Genomic DNA, 23,648 nt, shown 5'->3' with positions numbered 1-23,648 from the left:
CTTTCTAGTCAGGGGCTTCGACGCCCCGGCAGAGAGGGTGTTCAGGACCCTCGGGTTATTCAGTTGTCAGGAGAAGGTTCTGGTTCGCTGTTCAGACCGCGGCCGCGCGGCGGCGCCTGACGTTGTCGACGAAAACGGCGATGAGCACGACGATGCCGGTGACGACGAGCTGCCATTCCTGGGCGACCCCCATCATCTGCATGCCCTTGCGGAGGGTTTCCATGATCAGGGCGCCCACGACCGTGCCGAGAATGTTGGCGCGGCCACCAGCCAGGGACGTGCCGCCGATGACGACGGCCGCGATCACGTAGAGCTCGAAGCCGACGCCCTCGGATGGCTGGACGAAACCGAACCGCGCCGAGTAGAGAATGGCGCCGAGCGCCACGAAGATACCTGCGGTGACGTAGACCAGGGTCTTCCAGAGCTTGATGTTGACGCCGCTGAGGCGGGTGGCCTCCTCGTTGGAGCCGATGGCCAGGGCGTAGCGCCCCAGGAGGGTCTTGTTGAGCAGCACGCTGGCGATGATCGCGAGGATGATGAACAGCGGGATGGCGTTGGCGACGCCGGGGATCAGTTCACCGGCGGCGAGCCATTTGTAGTCGGGGTTCTTGATGGAGATCGTCGACTTGTTGGTCAGCACCAGCGCGAGCCCGCGGGCGGCCATCATCATGGCCAGGGTCGCGATGAACGGCGGCAGCCCCAGGAAGGAGATGTTCACACCGTTGACCAGACCGAGCAGCGCACCCACCAGGAGAATCAGCACGAGACCGCCACCGAGTGGAAGGTTCATCCAGTCCCCCGAGAGGAAGATTCCCGCGAAGACCGCCACCAGCGTCATGCCGGTCCCGGAGCTCAGGTCGATGCCGGAGGTGGCGATGACGAAGGTGGCCCCCAGCGCCATCACCCCGATGTAGGCGGACTGCTGGATGATGTCCAGGGCCACCCCGAACTGGGCGAAGTTGGGTGCCGCGAAGCAGAAGAAGAGGTAGATGATCGCGAGGGCCGCGAACACGAAGATCTGCTGCAGGGAAGATTTCGCGATCCGGAGGACCGGATTCGGCGCCGCCACCGCCTCGGCGGTCCCGGTGTTGTTGCTCACGCTGCGTTTCCTTTCAGCTGCGCCTTGCCGAGGGTGGCAAGTTCCATGATGTTCTCCTGGGTGGCTTCCTCGTTGTCGAGGAAACCGGTGATGTGGCCGTGCGCCATCACCGCGATCCGGTGGCTCATCCGCAGCACCTCGGGCAGTTCCGAGGAGATCATGAGGATGGCCTTGCCCTGGCCGCAGAGCTGCTCCAGCAGCTCGTAGATCTCTTCCTTCGCGCCGACGTCGATACCGCGGGTGGGTTCGTCGAAGATGAGGATGTCGCAGTTGCGGATCAGCCACTTGGCTATGACCACCTTCTGCTGGTTGCCGCCCGACAGCTTGCCGAGCAGCTGGTTGACCGACGGGGTCTTGACCCGCAGCCTCTTGCTGTACTCCTCACCGACGGTGCGGATCTTGCCGTCGAGGATGAATCCACCGATGTTGAAGTCCTTCATCGCCGCCATCACGGCGTTCTGTTTGATGTCCTGTTCCAGGAGCAGGCCGAATTGTTTGCGGTCCTCGGACAGATAGCCGATGCCGTTTCGCACGCCGTCCGCAGCGGTGTTGATCGACACCTTCCTGCCGTGGATCCAGATCTCGCCCGCGGCGCGCGGATCGGCGCCGAAGATGCAGCGGGCCACCTCCGTGCGCCCGGCCCCCATGAGTCCGGCGAAACCGAGGATCTCGCCCTTGCGGACCTCGAAGCTGACGTCGTGCAGCAGTTTCTTGGTGGCCAGCCCCTCCACCTTCAGCACCACTTCGTCGGAGGTCACCTCGGTGCGCGGCCGGGCATCGGAGGAGACCTCGCGGCCGACCATCATGGAGATGATCTCGCGCATCTCGACATCCTTTGTGGTCACGGTGCCGATGTACTGGCCGTCGCGCAACACCGAGACGCGGTCGGTGATCTCCTCGATCTCCGGCATCCGGTGGGAGATGTAGATCAGCCCGGTCTCGGGGGTGATGAAGTCGCGGATCATCCCGAACAGCGCCTCGGTCTCACCGACGGTCAGAGCTGCCGTGGGCTCGTCCATGACCAGGACGCGGGAGTTGTAGGACAGGGCCCGCGCGATCTCGACCATCTGTTGGCGGGCCACGGAGAGGTCCCCGATCCGGGCGGCCGGGTCGAGGTTCATCCCGAGGCGCTCGAAGAGCTCGGCGGCCTCGCGGTTCAGTTTGGCGTCGTTGATCCAGCCCGCCCGGTGGCTGCCCGGGCGGCCGAGGTACAGGTTCTGCGCCACGGTCAGGTCGGGGACCATGTTCAGTTCCTGGTGGATGATGGACAGCCCCAGTTCCCGGGCGTGGTTCACCCCACCCACCGCGACCCTGCTGCCCTCGAGCCAGATCTCACCCCCGGGGTCGGCGGTGTAGATACCGGTGAGGATCTTCATCAGCGTCGACTTGCCCGCGCCGTTCTCCCCGCACAGACCGAGCACCTCTCCGGCCTTGAGGTCGAGGTTGACGTTTTGCAGCGCCTTGACCCCGGGGAAGGTCTTGCTGATGTTCTTCAGCTTGAGCAGCTCCGTCACTTGCACTCCTTCGTGTACTGATCCGCCGAGATCTGCGAAGGTATCCGCCCCGGCGGATGTTAACGCTATCACCACCTCCTCGGGACGCGTCAAGTGCGTTATGCAATGGTTATCAAGTTTTCTCAAAACCCCTAGTCAGAGCCACATGGCAACGCTGCCACAAATGCCTTTCCGCTGGCTCCCGGAGAGGATGGCACTTTTCCTCCTCAACCGCGGCACCGGACATGAAAAACCGGGTGGCCGCCCCTGGGGACGACCACCCGGCCGGTGTTGCCCTTGGTCAGGCGTGGGTGCCTGCGGAACGCAGGTACTCGCAGGCCTCGACGACCCGCTTGGCCATGCCCGCCTCGGCGGCCTTGCCCCAGGCGCGCGGATCGTACTGCTTCTTGTTGCCGACCTCACCGTCGATCTTCAGCACGCCGTCGTAGTTGCGGAACATGTGGTCCACGACGGGACGGGTGAAGGCGTACTGGGTGTCGGTGTCGATGTTCATCTTCACCACACCGAAGTCCACGGCGTCCGAGATCTCCTGCGGGCTGGAACCGGATCCGCCGTGGAACACGAGGTCGAACGGACGCTCCTTGCCGTACTTGGCGCCGACGGCGTCCTGGATCTCCTTCAGCACCTCCGGGCGCAGCTTCACCGCTCCGGGCTTGTACACGCCGTGCACGTTCCCGAAGGTCAGCGCCGTCATGTAGCGGCCCTTCTCACCCAGGCCGAGCACCTCGACGGTGCGCAGGCCGTCGGCGACGGTGGTGTAGAGCTTCTCGTTGATCTCAGCGGAGACGCCGTCCTCCTCGCCGCCGACGACACCAACCTCGATCTCGAGAATGATGTTCGCCTTGGCGCAGCGGCTCAGCAACTCGTCGGCGATGGTCAGGTTCTCCTCCATCGGCACCGCGGAACCGTCCCACATGTGCGACTGGAACAGCGGAAGCTTGCCGTTCTTCACGCGTTCCTCGGAGATGGCCAGCAACGGACGCACGAAGCTGTCCAGCTTGTCCTTGGGGCAGTGGTCGGTGTGGAGCGCAACGTTGATGGGGTAGTTCTTCGCGACCTCCTGGGCGAAAGCGGCGAAGGCGGAGGCGCCTGCGACCTTGTCCTTGATCGTGGGGCCGGAGAAGTACTCGGAGCCACCCGTGGAGACCTGGATGATGCCGTCAGAACCCGCCTCGGCGAAGCCCTGCAGGGCGGCGTTCAGCGTCTGGGAGGAGCTGACGTTGATGGCCGGGTAGGCGAACCTGCCTTCCTTGGCCCGATCGATCATCTGGGCGTAGACCTCAGGAGTTGCAACTGGCATGATGCCTCTTTTCGTGCTGAAGACTAGGAACGGGCCCAGCCTATCGCGCAACGCCCGTCCGGGGGGAGCCCCGGGATGTCAATGCTCAGAGCAGCCGGTCCATGTCCGAGGCATCCACCCCGATCCTCCCCATGGACCTGGCCCTGGCGGCCGAGTCGATGGCCCCGGGCATGGCGTCCAGGAAGCTGATCGGGATGCTCGCCACCTCCCGTCCCGAGACCTCCAGCCGCAGCCGCGGACCTGCTCCCCAAGTCCGCCCGGAGATCTTCAGGGCCGTGATCTCGGCCCAGCGGGCGCGCACCTGTTCGGGGTGGACGAACTCCACCCCGGTGCCGTCGATGTAGAGCCCCACCCCCTGTCCCAGGGAGGCCAGGTCCTGTTTCGCGCGCTTGAGGGAAACCACCGTGGCGATGACGCGAACCAGCGTCGGTACCGCCCAGATCACCGCGAGGGCCGGGAGGCTCCAGGAGGGAAGGGCCCCCTGAACGGCCTGCCTGGCGTCCTCCGGCAGGAACACCGGTCCCAGCCACACCAGCAGCAGGACCGCACCGAAGACCAGCGCGAAGATCACCTGGAGGCGAAGCGCGGAACGCTGCCTGGCGATGCGCGCGGCCGTGGGGGCCGGGGTCAGGGCAACCGCGAATCGTTCTGCTGGGGTCATGGCTTTCATGCTAGAGGCTCCACTACCGGGTGTTGGAGGGCCCAGTGGTACATGGCGATGGCGGCAGCGGCACCCGCGTTCAGGGATCGGGTGGAACCGCGCTGGGTGATGGCGACGAGCCGGGCGCAACCCGCCACCGCGCCGGGGGTCAGGCCGAGCCCCTCAGACCCGAAGACCAGGCAGACGTCACGAGGCAGGGCAGCGGCCTCCAAAGGCACCGACCCGGGCAGGTTGTCCACCCCGACCGCCTCGATGCCCCGCTCCCCCAGCCAGCCGAACAGCGACTCCTCGGTCTCGTGGTGGTGGACGTGGAGGTAACGGTCGGTGACCATAGCGCCCCGCCGGTTCCAGCGCCGCCTCCCGACGATGTGGACCCCGCCGACGTTGAAGGCGTTCGCCGTGCGCACGATGGAACCGATGTTGAAGTCGTGTTCCCAGTTCTGGATGGCCACGTGCAACCCGGACCGGCTGAGATCGAGATCAGCGACAATCGCCTCGAGTTTCCAGTAACGGTAGCGGTCGATGACGTTGCGCCGGTCCCCACCGGCCAGCAACTCCGGGTCCAGCCGGTCGTCGGAGGGCCAGGGCAGCAGATGGGGCCCTACCCCCACGACCGGGGCCGCGGGGCTTTCCGCGCCGGGGCTCACCGCTGCTTCAGACGCCGGTCGACCCACACTATGCCAACCACCACGATGGCACCGAGCAGGGCCAGCCCGAGCAGTATCGACCAGTGTGCATCCGGAGCCAGGGGAGCCCCGTCCGGGCTCCACGGCCAGACCGCCCGGAGCGAACCGAGCAGCAGACCCGACATGACGGCCATGGTGGCGGCGTGCTTGTGCTCGAGCAACCAGTTGAGACCCTTCACGAACAACCCCAACCCCACCACGGCACCAGCGGCGAACAGACCCAGATAGCCGAAGCTCCGGGCCTCAACCGCGGCCATGGTCGGCACGTACAAACCAAAGATCTTCAGCATGAACGACCCCGAGATCCCGGGCAACACCAAGGCACAGACAGCGATCGCCGCCGACCCGAAGATCATCCAGGCGGGAGGCCCCTCGATGGCGCCTCCCGCTCCCAGGCCGGTCAGGAAGAAAGCAGCAACGGCAGCCGTCAGGAACAGCACGGCCACGACCGCTTTCTTCCTTCCCGTGTTCATGTCCTCCGGTTTGATCTCCATCACCGGGACGACGACGGAGGCCAGGACCATCCCGAAGAACAGCGCGTGCGCAAGCTGAGGAGTGTCCCCCACGAACACCTTCATGATCCCCGCCATGGCCACCACCACGATGGCCATACCCAGCAGGGCCGGGATCACGATGCCCCAGCGGACCTTCCTGAGCTCGGCACCCGCCTCGGAGAACTTGCCGGTCACCACGCGTTTCACCGCACTGACCATGTGGCTGGCCGAGTTGATGAGCGGCTCGTAGATGCCCGATATCAGGGCGATCGTGCCTCCCGAGACGCCGGGCACCAGCTCGGCGAGGCCGATCAACATTCCCCTGACGAGGTTGGCAACAGCGGTTGTCGGGTTGAAGCGCCCAGCGGCGCGCCTCGGGTTTTGCATCAGGCTCCTTCTCGCGACCGACCCGGCGGACAACGTTAGCGTCAGTTGCCGTTCGGCGCGATCAGGCTCCTGCGGGGGGCTGTCCGAAGTTGACCGTCGGGGCCTGCCGAACCGTCGGGTCATTGACCTCGAAGTAGGTGGCGCGCTCAAACTTGCCCATTCCAGCGATGATGTTGGTGGGCACCGATTCGATGCGGGTGTTGTAGTCGCGCACGTTCGCGTTGTAGAAGCGACGGCTGGCGGCGATCCTGTCCTCGGTGTCGGCGAGTTCGCGCTGCAGCTCCAGATAGTTGGTGTTCGACTTCAGGTTGGGGTAGGACTCGACGGAAACCATCAGGCCACGAACCGCCTCGGTCAGGGCGGACTCGGCAGCTGCGCGCTGCTCGTTGGGTGCTCCCTGCACCTGGGCCGCGAGGGCCATCGCGTTCTGGCGGAGGCTCGTGACCTTCTCCAGGACACCTCTCTCGTGGGCCGCGTAACCGCGAACCGTCTCGACGAGGTTCGGAATGAGGTCGTAGCGGCGGTTCAATTCCACATCGATCTGCCGCCAGGACTCCTGAATGACGTTGCGCGCCTTCACCAGGCCGTTGTAGGAGGAGACACCCCACAGGAGTCCCACGAGGACCAGGATCAACAGGATCCCGATGAAGCTCAACAGAAATGGCATGAACTCAGCTCCTTAGAAAATTTGGCTCACAACAACGGTAGCGCCTCGTGAGGTCCTCGGGCCCGCGTACCGGGGTCGCGACGCCGCGGGGGGTGACCGGTCAGAGCCCGAGATCGTCCAGCCCAATGGCGTAGCGGTATTCCAGACCAGCCTCGGCGACGCGTTCCGCCGCCCCGGTGGCGCGGTCCACGACCACGGCCACGGCCACCACCTCTCCGCCCGCTCTGCGCACGGCCTCCACCGCGGTCAGGGCCGATCCGCCCGTCGTCGAGGTGTCCTCCACCACGAGCACCCGGCGGCCCGCTACGTCGGTGCCCTCGATGCGGCGCTGGAGGCCGTGGGATTTGGCCTCCTTGCGCACCACGAAGGCGTCCAACCGGCCCCCCGCCGCGGCCCTGGCGTGAAGCATGGCGGTGGCGACCGGATCGGCTCCCAGGGTCAGTCCCCCGACGGCATCGAAGTCCAGGTCGGCCGTCAGCTCCGACATGACCCGTCCCACCAGCGGTGAGGCCACCCCGTCGAGGGTCACGCGACGCATGTCGACGTAGTAGTCGGCTTCCTTCCCGGACGCCAGGGTCACCCGGCCACGCACGACGGCCAGTTCCTTGACGGCACGGATCAGGTCTTCACGATCAGTCATTTCGGCTCCTGTGATCTCAGGCCCACCGCGGGCTCGGGGTCGCCGCCCATTGTTCCATCACGAGAACCACAGCTTGCTGCCGGAGGGCGGTGGCGAATCTTGCGTGTCCGCGTCCGTGAACGGTTCCGCACCCCCGACCCAGCTCCTCAGTTCCCTTCCCCCGATCCAGCGGTAGGGGCAGGGTTGTTTCGCGCTGTCGCGGCGCAAACCGGTCTCGTCCACCCGGGTTCCGGACGCGACGAGCAGCAGGTTGCCGAACCGACGCCCCTTCCACACCGCGGGTTCGGTTCCCACCAGCAGGTGACGCCAGCGCTCCGCGAGCCCCGCGGCGAATCGTCGGGTCCACCGGAACGGAGAGGAGTCGGTCACGTTGCAGATCACCATCCGTCTGCCCCTGCCGAGCCTGACCAGTTCATCCAGGAACTCGGCGCTGACCAGCCCGCCGGGAACCCGCGCTCCGTCGAAGGCGTCGAGCACCACCAGGTCGGCGTAGCCCGAGGGCATGGCGGCCACTCCCGAGCGACCGTCGACGTCACGCACCTTGATGCCGCTGCGCGGCGGCAGGGGCAGTTTCCGCCGGACCTCCTCGGTCAATCCGGCGTCGGGTTCACACACGATCTGCGCCGTTCCCGGCCGCCGCCGAGCGATCCAGCGCGGGATGCTGAGTCCCGCCCCTCCGATGTGGATCACCCGGATTCGTTCGCTCTGTCCGAGGTCGGCCAGGCCGTGTTCGAAGAGCAACGAGACCTGGACGACGTACTCGAAGAGGAGAAGGTCCGGGCGGGCCGGATCCACCCAGGACTGGGACGCATCCCCGAACACCACGCGGAAAGCTCCCGGATGTTGGGGATCTGGCACCAGCGACATGAGCCGATTATCCCAGGACCTTCTGCGCGACCCCGCCCGGATTCCCCGGCCGGGCGGGGTGGCACCACCCGGAGGTCAGGAACGCACGCAGGTCTGCACCGGTTCCGAAACCTGCCCCTTGGCACGCCGCAGCACGATCTTGATGCAGGTCTGTTCCCCCTTCAGAGGAAGAATGATGCTGGGCTCCTCGACGCTGCGGCGGGATTCGGACTCCGGGGCACCCACCACCTCCACCAGGTAGGAGTCAGCGGGCTGTGGTTCCGGGTTGGTCCAGGTGAACTTGACCTCCTGGCCGGTCACCTTGCCGGACGCGTCGACCACGGCCGGAACCGTCCTGGTGCCCCGGTCATTGCCCCCTTGGGCTTCCTGGGCCCCGAAACCGAGCAAACCGTTGAACCACAGCACCCCGAAGGTAACCGCGGTGGCGATCACCATGATCCCCGTCAGCAACAAGGTGAACTGCTTGCGCTTCCTCTTCTTCCTGCGCGCCTTCTCGGCCTCGTCGGATTTGTTCACCTCCGGGTTCTTCGGCTCGGGCACGGGAAGCCCCTCGACGTGCCGGAGCCCCGCCTGGGCGAAACCGTGCCCGCGCAGCAGCACCCCCGGCCCCGGGGCCCCCGTCGACATCCCCGGAGGGGTGGGGTCGAACGCGGGGTTCATCGTGTCGTGGAAGGTGTAGCCGCCCGTCAGCGAAGACATCCCCATCGTGTAGCCAGCGGTCAGCATCGACCCGGAATCCCCGAGCAGCCACCCGGAATCAATGCTTCCCGGTTCCCGGTGCTCGGTGCCGTAGGCGGTGTGGTCCTCGGATTCGGTCAGGACGTCCACCGGAGTCACGGGCACCCCCATGGAGGCCTGGACGGCCTGGATTGCGCGCGCGAATTCCAGCGCCGAGCTGTAGCGCCGCGCCGGGTGCGCGGCCATCGCGGTTCCCAGCACCTGCTCCAGCATCTCGGGCACGTCGAGGCGGCCCGTCCGGGGGGCCACGAAGGAGCGGGCCCTTTCACGCAGGGCGTGACGTTCGTTGTCGCCACCCGGCACCGCGAGCGGGCTGCGCCCCACCAGCATCGCCCACGTGGTGGCCGCCAACGAGAACACATCGCTCCAGGGACCCGCATCCAACGGTGAGTCGGGATGCATCTCGGAGGGGGCCCAGAGCGGGCTCAGTGCGTTGGCCGCCGCGGAGAAGTCGTGGGAGGCCGAGATCCCGAAATCGGTCAGGGCCGGACGCTGGAAACCGGTGAAGAGAATGTTCGCGGGTTTGATGTCGCGATGGAGGATGTCCTGCCGGTGCACGGTCTCCACTGCGCCCGCCAGCTGAACCGTGTACTCCATCGCCAGGGTCGTCGCCAGGACCCGGTTCGCCACCCGGATCCCCAGGTGGGCCGTGGAACACTCCTCCATCACCAGGAAGGGCCGGCCGTCGGCGGACAGGCCCGAGCTGTGGATGGTGACGATGTTCGGATGCCCCGACAACCGGGCCATCAGCACAGCCTCCGCGGCGAACGCGTTGAACGTGGCCTCGTTGACGGTCTGGTGCAGCACCTTCACGGCCACCCCGCGGCCCAGCGAATCACGGTAGCGGAAGACGTCAGCGAAACCACCGCCACCGAGCCACTCGATGAAGGTGAATCCCGGTATTTCGGGAGGAGTTGTTCGCTGTGCCATCAAGGAATCCGATCAAGATGTAGAAGCAGGTCGTGACCCAGGTCGATCACGTCTCCAGGCAGCAGGGTAATGGGCCTTTGGGGCAAGCGCACGGGTGGTTTCGCTCTGCGTCGCACACAGGTGCCGTTCCGGCTGGCCAGGTCCAGCGCCAGGACACGCCACCCGTCCAGCAGGATCGCCAGGTGATTACCGGAAACGTGCCGGTACTGCAGGGCCAACAATTTCGGGGGTTCCGGCAGGCAGAGTGCGTCCGCGCTGGGATGCCGTCCGATGATCATGGACTCGAGCAGCGGGATGGGTTCGATATGCGGCACCTTCAGCCAACCGAGCCGGGGTCGCTCGGTGCTGCGCGGTTCCCCCGTCACCGGATCGCCGCACACGAAACAGCGGGACCTCTCCTGCGGGTTCGGATGCCCCGCCGTGCAGAACCGGGCAATCACCTCGGTCGTCTCGGGGCGGCGGGGCCTGTTGTCCTCCGATGCGTCGGAGAGGGTGTCACCCATCAGCAACTCCTCGTCGCTGGGGGCTACGGGGCCGTGTTTGGGCGCGGGCGTGTCCTCCTGGCACGCCGGTCCCTTCTCCGGAATGGCCGGTTCCCCCGGCTCCTCGACGACCCGGTGGTCCCGGGGCAATTCCCCGAATCCCACGCCGTCGGCCAGGACGACGCCCCCCACCAGGGGGCTCGACGGCTCCGCGACCCGCCCCATGCGAAGCGCCGTCACCCCGGAGACGACCCGCTCAACCCAGGTCGCGGCCCCCTCACCGCGGAGCGGTTCGTTTCCGTCCGAGCTCACGATCTCCACGGTCAGGGTGCCACGCACCACCAGATGCCATCGTTCGCCGTCCGCGATGGCGACGGCGAACGACGGCGGTTCCAACTGCCCCGTCCCGGTGTTCCCCAAAAGGGTCCTGATGAAAACCTCAAGTTCTGATTTCTCCCGTAATCTGGAGAACAACAACTCCGCGACGGGCAACCCCACGCTGGGGGAGAGCAACGCGAACCCACTCTGCCAGGCGACAGCGATCCACCGCCCTTCGCTCCATCGAAGCACGCCATCGAACGCCATCAATTGCCCTCCGGATCAGGAATGGTGTCCTCGTGAATCCATGAGACTGTTTCCCCCTCCCCCTCGTCAAGCGACACGACGTCATCCACTTCGCCAATCTCACGTGCCGCCGCCCCGCGGGGTCTGCCCCGGATGAGTCGTGGCTGTGAATCACATCGTCATCCGGGGTCCCGTCACGGCACCAGCCTCAGCGTGCGCCCCCCGAAATGCACCAGGTCACCCGTCGAGAGCTGCCAGGGTTCGTGGGTCGGGATCCGGGTGCGTTCCCGGTCGACCTCGATGTAGACGCCGTTGGTCGCCCCGACGTCGATCACCTGGACGTGACCATCGACGGGTCGCAGCACCATGTGGGTCTTGGACAGCCTCATGCTCTCGTCGGTGACCCGCACCAAACGCGCATCGGGGTAGGCGTCGGGAGCGAGTGGGTTGCGTCCCAGCACCAGTGACCCGTCGACCTTGATCCGCAGGCCATCGTCCAGGACCACCTCGGGACTCAGCTCCAGTTTCTCGTCCGCAATTGTCCTGTCCTGCACCAGGGATGGGGTCCTCGCGGCGCGGATCGCCGGGACCGGTTCGGCCGCCGGCGGTTCGGCCGGGCTGCTCGTCGTGGCGCGGGCGGGCGAGACGGGAGGAAACACCGGAGAGGCCGAGTTCGCCACCCAGGAACCGGCCGGAGGTTGGAACACCGAGGCCTGCGAGGGGCTCGTCGGCGAGGGCGGTGGGAACGGAGAGGGAGACGGGAAGGGCTGCGGGGTGAAAGGGCTCGGGGGACGAACCGGTTCCGCAGCGCGCGTCGGGACGGCTCTGGTCCCCGGAGCCGGGCCGGCCGGCGGCATCTCGGGGGACATGCCACGCGCCGGGGCGGGTATCGGCCCGCCGGCGTCCGTCTCGGAGGCCGGGGAAGGCACCGAGGTGGCGGGCACCCGGTCCGGTGAGGACATCACGGGTTCGGGGGGAACCGGGGCCGCGGTGGGCGGGTAGAAGGGAGCCCCGGCAGGTTGGCCCCCGGGATCATGGCCCTCCGGGGCGGAGAAACCCGGGGGCTGTTGCATCTCGAACCTCGGGGTTTCCGCCCCACCGGTGCCCGCACCGACCGCGACCGGCTGCGGCATCCTCACCTGCTGCCCGCAAGCCGCGGGTCGGGCGGCGGGACCGCCGTAGGCGGGAGGCGCGAACGCCGATCCGGGGGACATGCGCGGGGCCGGGGCGCTGAACGGCGATGCCGCATACGCTTCCGCGGGCTGCGGCATCGCGGCCCCGCCCGCCGCGACGGCCCGGGCGGTGGGTTCCTGGTGAACCGGATCGACCTGGGGGGCCTTCCCCTTGTCGACGGCCACCAGGTTGAAGACCCTGTCCAGCCAGTGCTGGCCGTCCCTGTAGGTGAAGTAGTAGGAGATCGTGCCCAGCATCAGGGTGACGCACTCGAAGATCACCTGGACCAGGAACCTGGCCAGCATCACCGAGCCCTTCGGCTGGTTGGTGCGGCTGTCGACGAAACGGTATCCGAGGAGTTTCCCCCCGAATGACGTGGACCACAGGAGCGCCGCGGCAATGCTGAAGACGAGAACCACACCCCCCAGGACCATCCCCCCCAAGCTCAGGGCCACGGTTATCTCCTCGGAACCGAGGAAGGTCCCGCTGACCGCGAGCAGGGAGGAAATCAGCAACCCCGCCATCCACAGCAGGTGCCCGAGCACCCTGCGGCCGGCGCCGACAGGTGTGGCCTTGTTGCCGCCGAACTGGCCAGGCATCATTCTCTCCTCATTTCTTAAGTTCTCCGGTGGAACCTTCGTTCCTCCCAGCGTGGTCACTCGCCTGCGACTTCCGGGAACGCCGCTCCGTTTCCACCCCCACCCGCCGAAGCGATTTGAGGGAGAAGAAGACGGCTGGCCGAGCGTACCAAGGCTTGGTGGCCAAAAGTGAACTCCTGAGTTTCCCCCCCTGCTTCCAGACCGAGTCACGAACCTCCGTCTCGGGCTCCTCGGGTCCGAAAACGGAGGCGTCAACCCGATCCGCCAGGGATCTGATGGGCAGATCCGGATACCCGTCCTGGAGATCGTCGGCGGATTCCCTGCGCGTGTGGTTGGTGACCGCGACGAAACCCAGGTCCCTGGCGCGGTCCACCACCTCGTCCCAGGCACCGGCCACCTGGTCCGCGATCTCGCCCTTCCTCCGCCGCTTGGCGGCCCGCCGTCCCTTGAGGATGGCGATGACCATCAGCGGGGACAGCAGGAGCAGGACCCCGCCGGCGCCGACGGCGATCACGAGGGCGACCTGCATCCAGTCCGGGGGCTGTTCCTTCTGGTCGTCGAAGTCCACCTCCTGCTGGTCGGCGACGACGGTCTCGTCCTCGACGTGCTCCGGGGGGGTCGGCGGCGGATCGACGCGGGGTTTCGGTTTCGGTTTGGGCTGGGGGTCCTCGGAGTTCGGCACCCGGTTGCGGTCCGGTGTGGGATCGAAATTGACCCAGCCGGCGCCCTCCAGGAAAGCCTCGACCCACACGTGGGCCTCGGTGCCACGCACCTGCCAGCCGTTGCCCACCTCGGCATCGGGGGCGGGGTGGAAACCCATCACGACCCGGGTCGGGATGCCCAACTGCGTGGCCATCAGAGCCATGGATGCAGCGTACTGCTCGTCGTCACCGACCCACTGTTCCTGGTTGAACATGTAGGCCAGCCGCTCAGCGGTGTGCCCCGCCCTGGAGCGGTTGTCGGATCCGTTCGAGTAGAAACCCTCGGTCCGGAGTTTCTGCTCGATCATCGACAGTTGTTCGTAAGCGCTGGTCGCCCCCTGGGTCCAGTCCGTGGCGTTCTTGACCAGCACCTCGGGCACCCGGTCCACCCGCGCCAGAGGCGCCGCACCGCCGCGGGCGCCCCGGAGCCCCTCCCGCTGGGATTCAGTCAGGGGGATGACCGCGACACCGGTGACCCGCAACATGCTGCCGTCACCGATCCGGGTAGTGGTGAGCGTCTGTTTGGTGTTGCGATTGAAGTACAGCCCGCGCGCCTGCCTGGTGCCCTGTTCCCCCTCGAACTCGATGCGGGACGGTTCCCCGAAGCTCGGCACCCAGACATCGTCGTAGGCCTGCGCCGTGATCTCCGAGACCTGGGTGGCGACCTCCGGCTGCCACGGCAGTTCCCGCCCCACCCGCAGATACTCCCCGATGTTCTGGGAGACGTTGAACACCACACCGTTCCACTCGTCCATCACCGCCAGCCGGAGCCTTCCCCCCGCGGGCATTCCGGAGACCTGGAACAGCACCTCGTCCTTCTGGTTGAGCTCGTAAAGCCGGTACTTGGTGAGCGGGCTCGGGTATTCCTGGAGGTTCAGGGGAGGTGCCACGTGGTCGCGCAGCACCTGCCTGTGGGCGTCGTTGCCGGCGACCACGTTCACCCCGAGCGCCGTCCCGGACGCGAGGGCGATCACCAGCACCGCCGAGAGGCCCTGCCAGGTGCGACGGGACAGGCCTCGGGGCTGGCGCACGAGGAACTCCGCGTTCGCCGCCCCCACCCTGCTGATCCTGTGGACCGTGGCCCAGACGAGCAGACCGGCCCCGAGCGCCGCCCCCAGCCACAGGGCTGCCGGCGCCTGCCGGATGCCGAAGGCGATTCCCAGCGCCAGCCAGAGCGTCGGCAGCAGCATCGGCCACACCACAGCCCGCGTGAACCTGACGATCCCCACCAGCGCGGCGGAGAACAGGATTCCTCCGAGCAGCGGCGCAGCCTGGGGTCCGGAGAGGTCCCCCGCGGGGGTGGCCACCGTCAGGATGTCGTACCAGCCCTGGTAGGTGAGCTGCATCAACCGGGCGAGGGTGGTGAGGCTGGGGACAAAACCGTTGATCGTGGTCTCCGGAAGCGCCAGCGGCCCTCCCAGGAGCAGGTAGAACCCGAGGATCGCGGAGAACCACAGGGCCGCGCTCCACCGGAACCGTGCGGCCAGCAGGGGCACCAGGGTCCCCGCCGTGATCCCGGCCAGAGCGGGCAGGTATCCGGAGGTCCCGCCGAAGACCGGCTGGAAGGCCACCACCCCGGGCAGCAACAGCAACCAGGCCCCGGCGACCCGGGGCAGGGAGAAGACACCCTCGCGTCTCATGCCAGGCTCCCGACCGCGGGACGCAGGTCGTCCAATTGCGGGATGTCCAGGACCACCAGGTCCCCCACCCTGCGTCTGGCCAGTTCCTCACCCCCCAGGCACCTGACCGCGAACGGGAACACCCCCGGCGGCAGGGCGAGCTGCGCCGATCGCAGCACCGCAGGGCTGGGGTTGCCCGCGACGAAGGCCGCCACGGACATTCCCGGCTTGGAACCGTGCTTGACCGCCAGCTCCCGCAACTCGTGACCCTTCTCGTCCAGATCCACCCCGGAGAGCCGATCCAGCAGGCCCATCGCGTTCGGGAAGGGAACCTCCCCCATCGATGTGCAGAGGGTGACCTGTTTCTCCTCCCGCAGCGCCGCCACCCCCAGGGACCCCGCCACGGAAACGGCGAGCTCGAAATCCTCCGGGGACGCGTAGTCCCCGGGGAGGGTGGACAGCAGGATCAGCAGATGGGCCCTCATGGTCTCCTCGAACTGCCGGACCATCAGCTTGCCCGTGCGGGCCGTCGTGCGCCAGTGCACGGAGCGGCGGTCGTCTCCCTGGACGTATTCCCGCAGCGCATGGAAGGAAACATCCGAGGAGGAGAGGTTCTGCGTCGCTATCCCCTCGATGTCCCGCAGGAAGCCGATCGCGCGGGTCTCCAACGGCACCACGCGCGGATGGACGAACAACTCGCTCACATCCGAGAGCACCTTCTTGCGGCTCACGGCAGCGAGCGGATCCGTCATGGCGGATCGCACCGGCCCCAGCAGGATCACCCCGCGGCGCCGGGCGGGAATCGAGAAGGGTTCCTCGTGCACCTGGCCGGGGCCGAGCGCCGGCACCCGGAAGGAAGCGACCTCGCCGTTCACGGGGAACTCCAGGGTGGCCGAACCGGATGACCTGCCCGGTGCCGAACGAACCTGCACGTTCCCCCTGGCCTCGTCGCCCACCTGGACCCTGGGGCGTTGCAACTCGAACAGCACCTCGTGTTCCCGTCTCCCCAGCACCGACAGCACCGCCACGACCATCACCACAGCGCACATCACGGACAGGGCGCGGAACTCCAGCCAGCCGAGCCACCAACCCGGGATCCCGGTCACCACGATTCCGATGAGCAGGGCCCAGCCCAGCGCGGTGACGGAAGCTACGGGACGGAAACGCGAGATGCGCCGCAGGACCCGGGTCGGACCGGGCCTCCGGGAAACGGTTGCGGTGGCGGCGGGTTCTGGCACGGGTCCCACTCAGGCGTTCATCCGGTTCGTGGGGGCCTCCACGGATGCGAGCGCCCGGGCGATCACGTCGATCGGCTGCACACCTGCGAACTCCGCCTCGGGCGACATGATCAGCCGGTGCGTCCACACCGGCGCAGCCAGCTCCTTCACATCGTCGGGCAGGACGTAGTTGCGGCCGTGGGCGGCCGCCCACACCCGGGCCGCCCGCACCATGGCGATCGCCCCACGGGTGGAGACCCCCATCGATGTGTCCTCATCCTCCCGGGTGGCCTCCACCAGCCGCTGCGCGTAGTGCAGCACCGAGTTGTCGACGTAGTTGTCCTTGACGGACTCGATCATCTCCGCCACCGCCTGCTGGGCGAGCACGGGATTGAGTCGTTTGGAGCGGTCGGGTTGGGAGGACCCGGCGAGCACCTGGATGGCCGCCTCGGTGTCGGGGTAGCCAACGGAGGTCTTCATCAGGAAGCGGTCGAGCTGCGCCTCGGGCAGCCGGTAGGTGCCGGCCTGTTCGACGGGGTTCTGGGTTGCGATGACCATGAACGGACGCTCCGTCGGATAACGCTGACCGTCCACCGTGACCTGCGACTCCTCCATCACCTCCAGCAACGCCGACTGGGTTTTCGGCGATGCGCGGTTGATCTCGTCGGCCAGCACGATCGAGCTGAAGATGGGCCCGTGGTGGAAGGTCCAGCGCGAGGTGGCCTGGTCGTACATCGTGATGCCCGTGATGTCGGAGGGCAGCAGGTCCGGGGTGAACTGGATCCGGTTGTGGCTGCCGTGAACCGAAGCGGCGATCGCCCTCGCCAAGGCGGTTTTACCGGTGCCTGGCGCGTCTTCGAGAAGCAGATGGCCCTCTGCCAGCATGCAGGTCAGCGCAAGGCGGATCACCGGGGCCTTGCCGAGCAGCGCCTGCCCGACGTTGTCAGTCAGCCGCGCGAAGGTGTCCGCGAAAAATGCGGCCTGTTCCGGATTCATGGTCATCTTGGGTCAATCACCTTTGTTTTCGGTCGGGACATTCACCTGCACCGGGCAGTGATGTCGAATCCCTCTGAGGGGACGTTGTAGTTCTCCGGGAACACCCAGTCCGAGAACTGCCTGCTCGCGTTTCCACTGGCGTCAACCGGCCCCACCCTGACCTTGGCCACATCTTTCTCATTGATGGGGTTGGGCAGTTCGCACTTGACGCTTTCCCCGGGTTTCCAGTTCTGCAACGTCACCTTGAAGGCGTTGCATCCTCGTCCCCCTCCGGCCCGGCACTCGACCGCGTCGCCCTTGGACAGGGTCGCCTTGGTGTCCCCCCAGGTTGAGGCGCAGGACTCGGCGGAATAGTCGCTCCAGTCGCCGTGTTCGTTTTGTGCCCTCGCCCTCACGCAGACATTTTGCTTGCGGTCGTTCCCCTTGTCCACGGAGCCGGAGAGGTCGGTGGTCGTCCACGTCTCGGTGCTGGGGTTCTTGCCGTCAGCCTTCACCGTGCTGGTGATCTCGACCTGCTTGACCCGGGCACCGTTGCTGGAGCCGGGCACCTGCCAGCGCAGGGTCACGTGATCCACCCCGGCCTCGCTGTTCACCACGGGCGCCTGGGGAGGCCCGTAGGCCGTCACGGAGGCGGTCGCCGCCTCCCCCTCCGAGGTCTGTCCCAGCACGTTCGCCACGGCCACCAGCCGCACGGTCACCGCCTGTCCCAACTGGAAGGCTGGGCTGCTGACCACCGTCGTGCCGGGTTTCACCGTGCCGGAGTGGCCACCGGCACTCCACCGGTAGGTGATCTCGTCGACCCTGATCCCGTTCCCGGAAGCCGCGCCGAAGCTGAACTCCACCTCCGATCCCCTGCCCGTCGGCCTAAGGGAGAACCCACTCGGCGCCCCCGGCGGCTGGAAGGCGCGCACGGCGTTCGAGGCCGGCGAGGCCGCGGACCACTTGCCGGACTTGTTGGTGGAACGCACCGAGAAGGTGACGGTCTCGGTGGAGGGATCCATCAGGGTGGTACAGCTGGTGTCCTGCTGCTCCGGGCACACCTCCTTCCCGTTCGCGTCGGTCACCACGTAACGGAAGTTCGAGTCCCCGTTCGGATTGCCGGGCTGGGACCACTTGATGTTCGCCCTGGGTTTCACCGAACTCGAACTGCTGTCCATGGTCACGGTGGGAGCCCCTTGGGCCGATGGCGCGCCGGCCGGGGTTTCGGGCCGAGACTCGTCACTGGTCGGCGGGGTGAGCTGACTGTTCTCGTCGGTCAACCGGTTGTGGGCCGTGACCGTGAAGGTGTAGGCCTGCCCGTTCGTCAGGCCCGTCCAGTTGAGACTGGTGGCGGTGGTCTCCTGTCTCTGGCCCCCCGGGTACATCGTGACGGTGTACCGCGTTACGGGTGAACCACCACCCGGGACCGCGACGGGATCCCAGGCAAGGGCGATCTGCTGGTCCCCGAAGGCCGTGGTGGGGGCGGAGGGTTTCGATGGCAGCGCATCCACCAGGATCTCGTTGCTCGGCTCGGAGCGCGGGCTGCGGGAGTTCAGGTCGCCCTCCGTCACCTCCGCCTTGACGGTGAAGGTGTAGCGGCCGCTGTTCGCCAACCCCGGGATGTCGCAGGTGGTCTGGAGACCGCAGTTCTTGCTGCCCCCCTGCCAGAACACGGTGAACCCCTTCGGGGTCGCGCCACGCCACCCGCTGTGGGTCCACGAGACGCGGGCGGTCTGTGACCCCGCGTACTGGGCCGTCACCGCCGTGGGCGCCCTGGGAACGTCCTTCACGACGACGCGGATCACTCCCGTGCGTTCCCTGGAGGGATCCTTCGTGGCGTCGGCGACCCGGAAGGTGACCAGGACGTCATCGACGTTGTCGGCCCCGGTCCCGGAATCCGTGGGGGTGACATTTATGACGTTGCCCTCGCTGGTGACCGTGGCCGATCCTCGAACCTGCGGGCTGCCGACCAGGGTGATCTCCCCACCCGTGTCCGCGAACGGGTTGGTGACCCACCGGGTCAGCTCGAAAGAGGCCGTGTTGCCGACCCGCCCGTCACGTTCGACGATCTCCGAGATCGTCATGGGAGGCCGGGTGGATGCGATCACGGTAACCGGAATGGTCATGTTGACCGGCTCGGTGGAACCGTCATGGACCTGGACGACCACGGAACCCGTGGAGCCCACCGGGGTGCCCTTGGGCACGGAAACGCTGAGTTCCTGCCCGGAGACGCTGGCCTGCACCGGGCCTTCGGTGCTCACCAGGGAGTAGGCCATGATGTCGTTGTCGCCCGGGTTCGGGTCCGAGACCATGTTGCTCAGCGAAATCTGCTGGGGCGCCTCGTCGGGAGCCACCTTGAGCTGGGTGGGTCTCAGCTGCGGGGGCTGCTGCCCGTCACCCTCGACGATGACGCTGAGGCTGAGTTTGCTCTTGAGCGCGGTCGAGTCGTCCATGGATTCGCCGTCGGTGACCTCGAAGGAGACCGTGGTCTGCCCCGAGAAATTCTTGGCGGGGGTGAACTCGACGGTCTGATCGTCGATCACCCGGACACCGTTGTTGCCCACCTCGGGGCTGCCCCCCGGCCCCGCCACCACCGAGTCGACACTGGTCAGACGCGCCGTGCGCCCGGGCCTGGTGACCACCCAGTCCGCGAACCGGATCGTCAACGGCTCCCCCGCCTTGACGCGCGCCTGTCCCCTGCCCGCGTTGATCGCTGGGGGAATCGCCTCGCGACCCGGCACCACGATGGCGGCGCGCGAGGACAATCCGTCGGAGTCGGTGACGGTGTAGAGCACGATCTGCCGGTCATCGGCTACGGGCACCGTCACCGTCCCGCCCTTCACTGTGGCCGGGGACTCGACAGTGATCTTCAGATCGGAGACCACCCCATCCGGGTCGGAATCGTTCTCCAGCACGGGAACCTCGACCTGGTCCACCCCGGCGATCGCGGAGGTGGGGACCACGTCGTCGTTGGCGACGGGCGCCTTGGGTGGCACGTCCGAGGCGACCCGGATCGTGACGACCCCGCGGTCCGAAACCCCGCCACCATCCGTGATCGTGTAGTACAGGTGGTAGGTACCCTCTTGGGCGGGGGTGACCACGACGATCCGTTGCCCCCTGGTCTGCGCCTTCGGCTCCCAGCTGTCGTCGGTGACGGTCGCGGAACCCTTCACCAGCTGCAACTGGTCCCCGTCGGGGTCGATGTCGTTGGCCAGGGCGGGGATCTCCAACCTGGTCGACGGCCTCGCCTCGACCTCGTCGGCCACCGCCACGGGAGCCTGATTTGCCGCCGGGGGCGGCACGACACCGACACGGATCACACCCTCCCCCTCGGCACCGAACCGGTCGAGCACCCGGTAGGTGAAGGTTTCGGTGCCGGAGGCCCCCTTCGAGGCGTCGTAGACGAGGTGGTTTCCCTCGACCTTAACGGCCCCGAGTTTCGGCACCTGACCACCGAGCCCGCCCAGGGTGACCGAGTCCCCGTCGGGATCTATCCCGTCCAGGGGCACCGGTATCCGCACCGAGGAGCCTGCGAAGGTCCTGGAGTCGATCTGTTTGGGGGCTGGTTGTTCGTTGTGTTCGTCCCTGGCACGAATGCTCACGGTCACCGTCGTCGAGGCCGGGTTGCCCTGCGAATCACGAACGGTGTAGATGGCCTCAGCCGTACCGGCCTCGCTGCCGGCCCGGAACCGGATCGCGCCGTTCGAGATGAAGAACTCACCCAGTTCCGGATCGGAACGCACATCGAGGTCCGGTGACAGCGAGATGTCCAGATCCGCCGGGGAATAGTCGTTGCTCAGCACCGGCACGGTGACCAGGTCCCCGACCCGCACCACCGAGTTGTCGGGGACGGCCACGGGAGACTGCACCGTTGAGGGGAGTTCCTTCGGGATCACCAGCACCTTCGCCGTCGCCGAGGCATGCCCGTTGCTGACGGTGTAGGTGAAGCTCTGCGGTGAATCGATGCCCGCCGGGGCGGTGACCCGGAGCAGCGAGTGCTTGACCACCTCGATGTTCAGTCCGGGAGCACCGGACTGCGACACCCCTTGGATGGCCAGCACCCCGCCCGCGGGGTCGAAGTCGTTCTCAAGCGCGTTGATCGTCAGGGAACCGTTCGCGGGCAGCAATCCCAGGTCGTTCTCGGGCACCGGTTGGAGTCCCGACGAGTTCGGGTCGATCACATCGACACGGATACGGCCCTTCGCGTTGTTGGGGCCGTCCGTGATCCCGTAGACCAGCGTGTAGTTTCCGGCCTTCGAGGCCGTGAAACGGATCGTCCCCGCCTGGTAGTCGGGTTTGAGCTCCACCCCTTCGGGGGCGGCGGAGACCTCCACGAGCTTCAGGGAATCGGAGTCGGAATCCGTGTCATTGCCGCGGGGGTCGAGGGTGACGGCGTGTCCGACGGTGGCGACGTAGTGGTCGTTGTTGGCCACGGGCGGGGAATTCGTGGAGCCCGGTGATATCTGTGCCATCAACTCACCGGAGGCCGCGTCCCTGCCGTCGGAGACCGTCAGGTTCACCGAACGCCGGCCCGGACCTCCCTTGCCGAGGTCTTTCACGGAGACGTACCCGTCGGGACGCCACGTCATCTCCAGGCCGTCGTCCTCAACGGTGGCCTGCTGGAGATAGAGGGGGTCGCCGTCCGGATCCACCCAGTCCGCGAGCACCGAATACCCCGCGGAGGCCCGTTCGCTGAGGTTGACCTGGCTGTCGCGAATCTTGTGGGGGGCGGAGTTCTCGTTCTCGGCGCGGATGTTGACCGTGACGGTGGCCACATTCGAGACATCCACCCCGTCGAAGGCCTGATACGTGAAGGTGATCGTCTCCTTCGCGTCCGCGGGCACCTCGATGCGGAGCGCGCGGCCCTCCTTGGCCTGGGAGATCTTCACACCAGCGGGGACGTCCCGGATTATCGCGGTCAGCACGTCGCCATCGAGGTCTATGTCGTTGCTCAGGACGGGAAGCACGGTGGCGGTTCCCGGGCGCGCCCCCAGCTCGTCGTCAATGGCCTGCGGGGGGTGCTGCTCCTCCGAGAACTCCCTCGTCTGGGACTTGTCGGTCTCCTCGGTCTGTTTGTCCTGTTTCTCGTCCACCAGCTGGGACTCGACCTGCTCCCAGTTGTTCACCTTGGCCATCTGCTTCAGGGGCAGGAAGACGTCACCGGTGACCTCGTCGTTTATGACGATCACCTTCCGGTTGGTGCGGAAGACCGGTTGTTTGGCCGCGGCCAGGGCGGGATGCTGGGCCCGTTCGTAGTCGTCCCCCCCGCAGTCGCGGACGTAGTAACCCGACTCCGCCCACAGCGCATGGGTGCAGCCCTCCAGCTGCACCGGAGCGGTGGGTTTGCCGTTCGGGATGCTCTCCCGGGTCACCTTCCCCGAGGCGATCTCCACCCTCAAAAGCTGCGACGGTGTGGCCACGACGACCGTGCCGGAGGGCCCCGACGGTTGTTGCAGGACGCCACCCGCGAAGTCGCCGTCCGTCAAGGTGTGCCCGTCGACGGTCAGGGTTTCGCCGTCCAGCACCATGACCCTGTCCCCCACAACCGTCAGCTGCGCGGAGTCCGAGAGCCTTCCCTCCAGTTTTCGTCCCTGTTCCCTGACCGCCGCATCATCCCCCGCGCCGGTGACGGTGTACAGCTGACCGGTGGCGGTCAACACGTACCCGACGCCGTCGGTGCCGACGGCGATCCTGGGTGTGTCCAAGCCCTTCAGGAGCGGATCCGCGGTGAGGCTGAAGCTCGCGGCCCCCCGGGTGTCGGTGGCCCACACCCGCCCCTCCCCCTGGTCCGCGAAGAGCACCTCATTGCCGCCATGGGCCGTCAGCACGCCGGCCGCCCCGGCCTCGCCGAGGAAGGTGAGGGAGGCCGTGTCGACGGGGTGCACGGTGTCAGAGCTGCGCACCAGCACGTTGCCGGCGGACTGGGTGACCCCGAAGGAGCTGTCCGGGGGACGGAGCGCGCCGTCTATGGTCTGGGATTCGTGGTTGAGATGCCCCACCAGTCGTCTGTTCTGGTTGGTCACCCAGACGCCGCCGTCGTTCAGATCGACGTCGGCTGCCGGAACCCCCCGGTGGATCAACGCGAGGATCCCGAGGGAGAGCGCGACAAGACCAACCAGCGCGGTCTCGACGCGTTTGCGCGTGACCAGGGCCATGCATCCTTCTTCCTACGTTCTCCCGCCAAGCCTTCAGTCCAGGCACCCCCCGCCCAATCGTCCTTCCGGTACGTGCCTGGACTGACTGGAACACTAGGGGGTCACCCGGGCCTGTCTCCAAGCCAAGGGGTGTACGGACCTGTACGAGAGTAGCTCGTACGAGCATAACCCGTAGTCAGG

The 23,648-nt window shown here is 67.0% G+C and carries 16 protein-coding genes; all 16 read right to left on the bottom strand.

Going from position 1 to position 23,648, the window contains the following annotated elements; all coding sequences use genetic code 11:
* Nucleotides 1–91: 91 nt before the first annotated feature.
* Nucleotides 92–1,099 carry an ABC transporter permease gene (locus ACO6D6_RS00150; protein WP_484782297.1) on the bottom strand — a complete coding sequence of 336 codons (1,008 nt, stop codon included), beginning with the start codon at nt 1,097–1,099 and terminating at the stop codon, nt 92–94.
* Complete coding sequence (locus ACO6D6_RS00145; protein WP_484782295.1) at nt 1,096–2,613, bottom strand: sugar ABC transporter ATP-binding protein; 1,518 nt, start codon at nt 2,611–2,613, stop codon at nt 1,096–1,098. The genes ACO6D6_RS00150 and ACO6D6_RS00145 overlap by 4 nt, the downstream gene beginning before the upstream one ends.
* Nucleotides 2,614–2,893: 280 nt before the next feature.
* The gene (gene fbaA, locus ACO6D6_RS00140) at nt 2,894–3,913 is read right to left on the bottom strand and encodes a class II fructose-bisphosphate aldolase (protein WP_484782293.1); all 1,020 of its coding nucleotides are present in this window, start codon (nt 3,911–3,913) and stop codon (nt 2,894–2,896) included.
* An 85-nt stretch (nt 3,914–3,998) separates the two neighbouring features.
* On the bottom strand, nt 3,999–4,574 hold the full coding sequence (locus ACO6D6_RS00135; RefSeq protein ID WP_484782292.1) for a hypothetical protein: 576 nt from the start codon (nt 4,572–4,574) through the stop codon (nt 3,999–4,001).
* Between the two features lie 5 nt (nt 4,575–4,579).
* Nucleotides 4,580–5,185 (bottom strand): TrmH family RNA methyltransferase, encoded by a 606-nt coding sequence (locus ACO6D6_RS00130; RefSeq protein ID WP_484782291.1) that lies wholly within the window; start codon nt 5,183–5,185, stop codon nt 4,580–4,582.
* Nucleotides 5,186–5,217: 32 nt separating this feature from the next.
* The gene (locus ACO6D6_RS00125) at nt 5,218–6,141 is read right to left on the bottom strand and encodes a DUF368 domain-containing protein (protein ID WP_484782289.1); all 924 of its coding nucleotides are present in this window, start codon (nt 6,139–6,141) and stop codon (nt 5,218–5,220) included.
* A 61-nt stretch (nt 6,142–6,202) separates the two neighbouring features.
* Complete coding sequence (locus tag ACO6D6_RS00120; RefSeq protein ID WP_484782287.1) at nt 6,203–6,808, bottom strand: LemA family protein; 606 nt, start codon at nt 6,806–6,808, stop codon at nt 6,203–6,205.
* A 100-nt stretch (nt 6,809–6,908) separates the two neighbouring features.
* On the bottom strand, nt 6,909–7,448 hold the full coding sequence (gene pyrE, locus ACO6D6_RS00115; RefSeq protein WP_484782285.1) for an orotate phosphoribosyltransferase: 540 nt from the start codon (nt 7,446–7,448) through the stop codon (nt 6,909–6,911).
* 57 nt (nt 7,449–7,505) lie between these two features.
* Nucleotides 7,506–8,315 (bottom strand): spermidine synthase, encoded by an 810-nt coding sequence (locus tag ACO6D6_RS00110; RefSeq protein WP_484782283.1) that lies wholly within the window; start codon nt 8,313–8,315, stop codon nt 7,506–7,508.
* Nucleotides 8,316–8,390: 75 nt separating this feature from the next.
* Nucleotides 8,391–9,983: a serine/threonine-protein kinase gene (locus tag ACO6D6_RS00105; RefSeq protein ID WP_484782281.1), complete on the bottom strand. Its 1,593-nt coding sequence runs from the start codon at nt 9,981–9,983 to the stop codon at nt 8,391–8,393.
* Nucleotides 9,983–11,050 (bottom strand): FHA domain-containing protein, encoded by a 1,068-nt coding sequence (locus ACO6D6_RS00100; RefSeq protein ID WP_484782279.1) that lies wholly within the window; start codon nt 11,048–11,050, stop codon nt 9,983–9,985. Before ACO6D6_RS00100 ends, ACO6D6_RS00105 begins: the two co-directional genes overlap by 1 nt.
* A gap of 173 nt (nt 11,051–11,223) precedes the next feature.
* Nucleotides 11,224–12,801: an FHA domain-containing protein gene (locus ACO6D6_RS00095; RefSeq protein ID WP_484782278.1), complete on the bottom strand. Its 1,578-nt coding sequence runs from the start codon at nt 12,799–12,801 to the stop codon at nt 11,224–11,226.
* 10 nt (nt 12,802–12,811) lie between these two features.
* A complete protein-coding gene (locus ACO6D6_RS00090; RefSeq protein ID WP_484782277.1) occupies nt 12,812–15,142 on the bottom strand; it encodes a transglutaminase-like domain-containing protein in 2,331 nt (776 codons plus the stop codon).
* Nucleotides 15,139–16,359 (bottom strand): DUF58 domain-containing protein, encoded by a 1,221-nt coding sequence (locus ACO6D6_RS00085; RefSeq protein ID WP_484782276.1) that lies wholly within the window; start codon nt 16,357–16,359, stop codon nt 15,139–15,141. The genes ACO6D6_RS00090 and ACO6D6_RS00085 overlap by 4 nt, the downstream gene beginning before the upstream one ends.
* Nucleotides 16,360–16,368: 9 nt before the next feature.
* Nucleotides 16,369–17,340 (bottom strand): AAA family ATPase, encoded by a 972-nt coding sequence (locus ACO6D6_RS00080; protein ID WP_484782275.1) that lies wholly within the window; start codon nt 17,338–17,340, stop codon nt 16,369–16,371.
* Nucleotides 17,341–17,375: 35 nt separating this feature from the next.
* Nucleotides 17,376–23,468 (bottom strand): Ig-like domain-containing protein, encoded by a 6,093-nt coding sequence (locus tag ACO6D6_RS00075; RefSeq protein ID WP_484782273.1) that lies wholly within the window; start codon nt 23,466–23,468, stop codon nt 17,376–17,378.
* Between the last annotated feature and the right edge of the window lie 180 nt (nt 23,469–23,648).

This window comes from Arachnia sp. (assembly GCF_057238465.1).
This window is presented reverse-complemented; position numbering and strand designations above follow the sequence as displayed.

What these genes read in the sequence shown, in the direction of transcription:
- ACO6D6_RS00105 (WP_484782281.1), bottom strand. Translation starts at nt 9,983, where the DNA reads ATGGCACAGCGAACAACTCCTCCCGAAATACCGGGATTCACCTTCATC.
- ACO6D6_RS00125 (WP_484782289.1), bottom strand. Translation starts at nt 6,141, where the DNA reads ATGCAAAACCCGAGGCGCGCCGCTGGGCGCTTCAACCCGACAACCGCT.
- pyrE (WP_484782285.1), bottom strand. Translation starts at nt 7,448, where the DNA reads ATGACTGATCGTGAAGACCTGATCCGTGCCGTCAAGGAACTGGCCGTC.
- ACO6D6_RS00110 (WP_484782283.1), bottom strand. Translation starts at nt 8,315, where the DNA reads ATGTCGCTGGTGCCAGATCCCCAACATCCGGGAGCTTTCCGCGTGGTG.
- ACO6D6_RS00100 (WP_484782279.1), bottom strand. Translation starts at nt 11,050, where the DNA reads ATGGCGTTCGATGGCGTGCTTCGATGGAGCGAAGGGCGGTGGATCGCT.
- ACO6D6_RS00080 (WP_484782275.1), bottom strand. Translation starts at nt 17,340, where the DNA reads ATGACCATGAATCCGGAACAGGCCGCATTTTTCGCGGACACCTTCGCG.
- ACO6D6_RS00090 (WP_484782277.1), bottom strand. Translation starts at nt 15,142, where the DNA reads ATGAGACGCGAGGGTGTCTTCTCCCTGCCCCGGGTCGCCGGGGCCTGG.
- ACO6D6_RS00135 (WP_484782292.1), bottom strand. Translation starts at nt 4,574, where the DNA reads ATGACCCCAGCAGAACGATTCGCGGTTGCCCTGACCCCGGCCCCCACG.
- fbaA (WP_484782293.1), bottom strand. Translation starts at nt 3,913, where the DNA reads ATGCCAGTTGCAACTCCTGAGGTCTACGCCCAGATGATCGATCGGGCC.
- ACO6D6_RS00075 (WP_484782273.1), bottom strand. Translation starts at nt 23,468, where the DNA reads ATGGCCCTGGTCACGCGCAAACGCGTCGAGACCGCGCTGGTTGGTCTT.
- ACO6D6_RS00120 (WP_484782287.1), bottom strand. Translation starts at nt 6,808, where the DNA reads ATGCCATTTCTGTTGAGCTTCATCGGGATCCTGTTGATCCTGGTCCTC.
- ACO6D6_RS00095 (WP_484782278.1), bottom strand. Translation starts at nt 12,801, where the DNA reads ATGCCTGGCCAGTTCGGCGGCAACAAGGCCACACCTGTCGGCGCCGGC.